We start from the raw sequence: 6,112 nt of genomic DNA, 5'->3' as shown, positions 1-6,112 counted from the left end.
GCCGGGCGCTCTAAAGCTATTGCGCGCCTGCGCCGAACATGGTGTGGACGACCGAGTACCAGCCGTCAGGCCCTGATCCACATGTTCCGCTGTGGACCGCGATCTGTCGTCGGCGTGGCGCGCATAACACCTGACTTCTAGATCAAACAGGTTTTGTAGAGGCGGGTTCTTTGGAGTGAGCCGCCCCTTGCCGGTGGTAACCGCCTCGCTAATAATTGATCGGCGACCTGATCGATTCTGCGGCCAGGTCGGGTGAGTCCGGGAGGCGCGATCCAACGCAATCATGCACGGGGGCGGTTCGCCGCGGAGGCGGGCGGCCGTGGAAGAAGGGCTCGGCGGCCCTATGACCGACGCCGTCCCCGCGGCGGCTGGCCGGAGCGGGCTTGCCGCGCGCACGACCAGATACGGGGACGGATCCCGCGACCGGTATGGCGTCCCGGCGTTTGCCGCGCCCGCGCGGCGCCACCACCGGCAGCGCCCGCACGGCCACCAGCGCTACCGCCACCAGTGACACCCCCGCCCCCGTCACCGTCACCAGCGCTTCCACCGCGAGCGGCGCCTCCGCCGCAGGCGGCACCGCCACCACCAGCCGCCCCCGGATCCAGCTGGTGGCAGGCCAAGAGCGCGCCATCACGGACGCCGCCCACGGCACAGGGGCCAGGCATCCCACCCACTGTTTTCGGCACCGGGCACTACCGGTTACCACAACAGGCACCGGCCGCGCCGCCGCCCCCGGCACGCCGGCCGGGCAACATCCCACCTGCCGGGACGGCAGCAACCGGGACCTGGTGGGAACGCAAGGCTACGGCGCTGCATCCGGTCGGGGCGGCGTCAGTCGTCATCGGCCGCGCGCCCGAGTGTGACGTGGTGCTCGCCGACCCGCTCGTCTCCCGCCGGCACGCGGAGCTGCGCCAGGCCGGGCCCGAGTGGCGGATCGTCGACCTCGGCAGCTGGAACGGGACGTTCGTCAACATCCTGCACCCGCAGCTGACCGTCCGCCGGGCGCTGCGGTACGCGGCCGAGCTGCGGTTCCCCGCTGATACCCCGGCGGCCGAGCGCAACGCGCGGGTCGATGAGGTGATCGGCGAGCTGGGGCTGGCCGACCAGGCGGAGCAGCGGATCAGCACCCTCTCCGGTGGGCAGCGCAAGCGCACGAGTGTGGCGCTGGAGCTGCTCACCCGCCCGTCGCTGCTCTTCCTCGACGAGCCGACGTCCGGGCTGGACCCGGGCATGGACAAGTCGGTGATGCAGACCCTGCGCACACTGGCCGACGACGGCCGGACGGTGGTCGTCGTCACGCACTCACCCGCGCAGCTTGACCTGTGCGACCGGCTGCTCGTGCTCGCGTCGGGCGGCCAGCTCGCCTATTTCGGCCCGCCCGGCGAGGCGCTCGCGTACTTCGGCCAGCATGACTTCGCGGACATGTTCCTGCTGCTCGACCGGTCCCGGGAGGTCGACTGGACGGCCCGCTTCCGGGCTTCGCCCGAGTACGCACGGTACGGGATACCGAGCGGCACGGCGCAGCCCGCGGCGCGTCCGGCGCGATCCGTACCGGACGCGCCGCCGCGCCAGCAGCCGGCGCTGCGCCAGTTCGTCGTGCTCGCCCGCCGTTACTTCGCGGTGATCGCGGCCGATCGGGCCTACGCGCTGTTCCTACTGGCGCTGCCGCTGGTGCTGAGCCTGTTCGCACGGCTGCTTCCGGGCGGGCACGGACTGTCGTGGAAAAGCCGGCAGGCCGGCCCCGACAGTGACATCGCGCCGCTCATGCTCGTGCTCGTGCTCGTGCTCGGGTGCGCGTTCACGGGATTCGCCGGAGCGTTCCGCGAACTGGTCAAGGAGCGCTCCGTCTTCCGCCGCGAGCAGGCGATTGGGCTCTCGCGCGGCGCTTACCTCTGGTCGAAGCTCGCCGTGCTGGGCCTGATCAGCAGCGCTCAGGCCGTGATCCTGGCCTTCGCCGGACTGTACGGCCAGCCAGCACCGGACAGGCCACTCGCGCTGAGCCAGCATGGGGTGACCGAGGTTGCCGTCGCCATGGTCGCGGTCGCGCTGGCCGCAATGGCTCAAGGGCTGCTGGTCTCAGCACTGATCGCAAACGCCGACCGCGGCATGCCGATCCTCGTGCTCGTCCTGCTGTTGCAGCTGCTGCTGTGTGGGCTGCTCATCCCACTGGATGGCCATCCGCCGCTGGAACAGCTCGCATACCTGATGCCGGCCCGGTGGGGGTTCGCGATGCTCGCGGCGACAACCGGCTACCGCCAGACCCCGGCCACTCCCAAGGTCGACCCGCTGTGGACAGCCGACGTCCACACCTGGACGCTTGACCTCGCCGCGCTTGTGCTACTGACCGCAGCCATCGTATCGGCGATATGGCCGGTCCTGCGCCGCGGGTCCGCACCCCGGAAGGGCCGGTGACCGAGCGCGCCGCGTCCTGGGCGAGCTGCCGGCGGAGGTACTCGTTACGGGACAGACCGAGCCGGGCGGTGTGCGCCTCGACAGCGGCCAGCACGTCATCGGGCACGTCACGGATGAGCACATCGGACATCAGCAGCATCTCCAAGCGATATCCGATGCTCTTGGAGGCGTGGCCCGCGGCCTGGGCAAGCGGCGGGATTGTGGGCCGTCGTGGCTTTGTCAGCGGCTTCCCGGGGATGTCACCGACTGTCTCGATGACGTCGGTTCGGATGGCGGGTTGACCCCATCTCTGCGAAGGAGCACACCATGGCCGAAGCGGTGGCAATCCCTGGACGGACGGACGGGGAAGCAACGGACGAGGAAGCAACGGACGGGGAACCAGCGGCCACAGCGAACGATGGCGCGATCACGGCTGCTTCCGCGTCCAGGGTTCCCGTCGCATCGGCGCTGCCGGCCCGCCGGGTCCGAGAGGCCACCGGGAGCCTGACCGGCCCGCTTGGAAAGGCATGACTCCACGTGCTGCCGGTTGTGTCGCGGTGATCGGCGAAAACGTCGCGGATGCTGTTGTCGAGCCGGCGGCCGGGAGCGACACCGCGTTGCGGTTGCGGGTATTCCCGGGAGGCGGCCCAGCGAACACGGCGGTCGCTCTCGGGAGACTCGGAACACCGACCCGGTTTCTCGGCAGGCTGCCGCGGGGCGTGTTCGGTGATCTTTTTGTCGAGCGGCTGCGGACGTCCGCGGTCGACCTGTCATGCGCCGTCACCGCCAGTGAACCGGCAACGCTCACCATCGCGTCGGTGGCGGCTGACGGTCAGGCCAGCTATGTGTTCTACGCGGCCGGAACGGCGGACTGGCAGTGGACCGCGCGGGAACTGGCCCCATCCCATCTCGACGGCGTGGCGTGTGTGCACGCCGGCTCACTCTCGCTGGTGATGGAGCCGGGCGGGAACCTGGTCGAAAAGCTGCTCCGCACCGCCCGGGAACGCGCGACGGTGTCGATTGACCCCAACGTCCGGGCTGCCCTGGTGAGTCCGCGGAGGTACCGGTCGAGGATCGCGGAGTGGTCTCGCCTTGCTGACATCATCCGGATGAGTGCGGATGACGCCGCCGAGCTCTTCCCCGGCGTCTCCCTGGATGATCTCCTCAGGGCCCCGGGCCTGGCCGATGTGCCACTGGTCATCATCACGCGCGGGGAGCGGGGCGTCATAGCCTCATTCCGACAGGATGTGGTGGAGGTTCCTGCCGTCGCGGTGCGGACCGTCGACACCATCGGCGCGGGCGACGCCTTTTCCGCCGGCCTTCTTCACTGGCTGTATCAAGCAGGTCACCTTGGCGGCCGGATCGACCAGCTCGACATCGAGACCGTACGGCGCGCGTTGACCTTCGGGGCCCGAGTCGCGGCACTGACCTGCGCCACACCCGGTGCTGACCCGCCCTGGGCGAGCCGGCTGACCAGCGAGAGCACAAACCTGCTTCCATGACATGAGCCGGGCGGACGGCCCGTCGGGGCCGATGACGATGTGGCCCATGCCGCTGGCCGTGCGGTCGCCGATTCCGGCGTAGCGGGCGAGGACCTCGATGGCGCCGCGCGTCTTCGTGGCTCTCCGTATTGCCGAAGAGGTCCGCCTCAAACGTTGGAAACGTCGCGGGCTGCCAGTGCGCTCGCGAAGGACGGGTGTCAGATCTGACCAAGATCGATCTCTGCCGCCAAGGGAGCCGGGACCTTGACCACGCCGGGGAACACCTCTTGGTCACGTCAGGACCTCGTCGGTCACCCTCGGCCTGTCGGTACGGAAGGCCGAGGGCGACCGCTGTCTCGACTGTCCGTCGACACCGCCCTCTTACCGGTCTGAATGTTTCTGCGCCGCCGGCATCTCCGTTGCCCGTGCACCGTCAGTGATCTCGTCGGGCCTCCTGCAGGGTCATTGCAAAGTCGTGTTTGTGCTGGTCACGAGGGTGATTGCCTGGTCGGGGTGGCGGGCGTGGTGGCGTAGGGCTCAGGTCATGTTGGTGAAGCCGGCGAACCGGAGCAGGCTGATCACCAGGCTGCGGAGAACGGCCATGACCTGGGGTCCGCTGCCGGTACGAGCCTGGTGGAGGCCCTCACCCAGTATGACGTCGCGGATCCAGTGCAGGCGGACCTCGATGTGGACCAGTGGCCTCGGATCCAGGTGGCCAGTTCGGCCGGTAGGGCGTCGTGGGCGGGCAGGGTGCAGATCGCGTAGACGGTCTCACGTCACTGACGGTGCTTGCCCTCGGTCGTTCTTCTTGTTCTTGTTGATCGGGCGGGAGGTGCGGGTGATCTGGATGGCCTGGGCGGCGTGGGGGAACCCGAGCCCGGCCGGGACGGTGACGGCTTTGAGGGTGCGTGCCTCGATCCGGCCGTGGCCACGGCCGGTGGCAGCGTGCCCGACCGGGACGTCCTTCCACGGCAGGGTCTTCAACCGGGTGTGGACGGTGGGCTGGTTACGTTTCACGGTGACCAGCAGGTGCGCTCCCCGGGCATGCAGGTAGTCGGCGTGCGCGGTCTGCGCGTGCATCGCGTCAACGGTGATCAGGACGTCGGTCAGGTCGGGAATCTGATCGAGAACCGTGGAGAACACAGGGATCTCGTTGGTCTTCTCGTCGACGTCGACCTGCGCCAGCACCCCGCCGCGGGTGCGGTTGAGGACACCGAGCAGGTGCACGGGGTGGGCGCCGTGGCGGGTGGCGCGCATCGCTTTGCCGTCCACCGCGAGCACCCGCCGTACCCGGCGGCGCTGTGTCGGCCGCTGCGCGGCGGTGTCGACGGCGTCGAGGGGCCCGGATCCAGGCTCCGATCGCGGCCTCCAACGCCACCCGGTCCACCCGTACCAGCACCCGCCAGATCGTCACCGGGCCTGGGATCCGCCCGGTCAGCCCCAGGCCAGCGCGGGCATCCGCGGGAAGGTCGGCGGCCCATTCCCCGATCGCCGCGAACGACCGGGCGCCACTGAGCATCGCGCACACCGCGATGGTCAGGATCACGGCGAAGGGGTATCGCACCCCGCGCCGTCGGCGTGGGTCCGGTACCTGCGCGAGCGTCTCGGATAACCCGATCCACTCACTGTCGGTTACCGAACCGCTGCCCAGCAAAAATGCCGAGGCCCTGCTATGACCACTTGGTTTCGCCAGTTCTGAAGCATCATCCAATCCTCGATAATCTTCTCTGGACCATTAGGGTCATACCCTCTACATCCTTTTTTGCAGCACTCTTCGCAAACTCTTCCAGGGTATTTAAATAGCTATACGGGTCGCCGCGTAATACCCTCTCACTCTCAACGAAAGGCCGTATGGCCGTCCAGGTCTTCTCGAGCCGATAGCGGATGGGAAGAATGACGACGTTTTCGTCGACGACCTCGAAGGCGAGCGGGTAGCCCAGCATCTGGTAAAAGAATGATACTTCAATGACTTCCCCCCGAATATCCGCCGGTAGACGGGTAACTCCTAAATTTGGGTCGCGCGAAGGTAGCTCTGCCCAAATCTTCTCTTCTTTCAGGTAGAAAGACTGGGTCGTGTGGCGATCAAGCATTTCGATGATGATTGGGAGCTGATTTGCGCGGTCCGCTGATCGTGCCTGCCGTGCTGCGAGCAAAGTTGAAGTCGCCAAAGAAACTAATGAGATAAAGATGGCGCTGACATTTAGTAGCGAGCCAGCCATTTTCACACACATCCCACCACG

6 protein-coding genes and 2 pseudogenes are annotated in these 6,112 nt (G+C 67.8%); 4 read left to right on the top strand and 4 right to left on the bottom strand.

Annotation, left to right across the window (positions count from 1 at the left end; all coding sequences use genetic code 11):
* Window positions 1-343 precede the first annotated feature (343 nt).
* Window positions 344-511, top strand: coding sequence for a hypothetical protein (locus tag MJ777_RS20860; RefSeq protein WP_239377527.1), 168 nt, complete (start codon window positions 344-346; stop codon window positions 509-511).
* A complete protein-coding gene (locus tag MJ777_RS20855) occupies window positions 508-2,412 on the top strand; it encodes an FHA domain-containing protein (RefSeq protein ID WP_239377526.1) in 1,905 nt (634 codons plus the stop codon). Before MJ777_RS20860 ends, MJ777_RS20855 begins: the two co-directional genes overlap by 4 nt.
* Before the next feature lies 1 nt (window position 2,413).
* On the opposite strand, the pseudogene MJ777_RS23280 reads toward MJ777_RS20855, so the two are convergent.
* A pseudogene (locus MJ777_RS23280) lies at window positions 2,414-2,542 on the bottom strand (ribbon-helix-helix protein, CopG family); the annotation flags it as partial.
* Window positions 2,543-2,718: 176 nt separating this feature from the next.
* Between MJ777_RS23280 and MJ777_RS20845 the strand changes: the two are divergent.
* Complete coding sequence (locus MJ777_RS20845) at window positions 2,719-2,922, top strand: hypothetical protein (RefSeq protein WP_239377525.1); 204 nt, start codon at window positions 2,719-2,721, stop codon at window positions 2,920-2,922.
* Window positions 2,919-3,893 (top strand): carbohydrate kinase, encoded by a 975-nt coding sequence (locus MJ777_RS20840; RefSeq protein ID WP_239377524.1) that lies wholly within the window; start codon window positions 2,919-2,921, stop codon window positions 3,891-3,893. The genes MJ777_RS20845 and MJ777_RS20840 overlap by 4 nt, the downstream gene beginning before the upstream one ends.
* A 750-nt stretch (window positions 3,894-4,643) precedes the next feature.
* Here MJ777_RS20840 and MJ777_RS20835 read toward each other — a convergent pair.
* From MJ777_RS20835 to MJ777_RS20830, 3 genes and pseudogenes are all read right to left on the bottom strand, one after another.
* Window positions 4,644-5,153, bottom strand: a complete 510-nt coding sequence (locus tag MJ777_RS20835; protein WP_239377523.1) for an ISAs1 family transposase — start codon at window positions 5,151-5,153, stop codon at window positions 4,644-4,646.
* 124 nt (window positions 5,154-5,277) lie between these two features.
* Window positions 5,278-5,418, bottom strand: a pseudogene (locus MJ777_RS23275) (transposase family protein); the annotation flags it as partial.
* Window positions 5,419-5,575: 157 nt separating this feature from the next.
* Window positions 5,576-6,112, bottom strand: a 537-nt coding sequence (locus tag MJ777_RS20830) for a hypothetical protein (protein WP_239377522.1), incomplete at its 5' end; no start/stop codon positions are given.

This window comes from Protofrankia sp. Cj5, from assembly GCF_917627405.1.
Lineage (GTDB): Bacteria > Actinomycetota > Actinomycetes > Frankiales > Frankiaceae > Protofrankia.
This window is presented reverse-complemented; position numbering and strand designations above follow the sequence as displayed.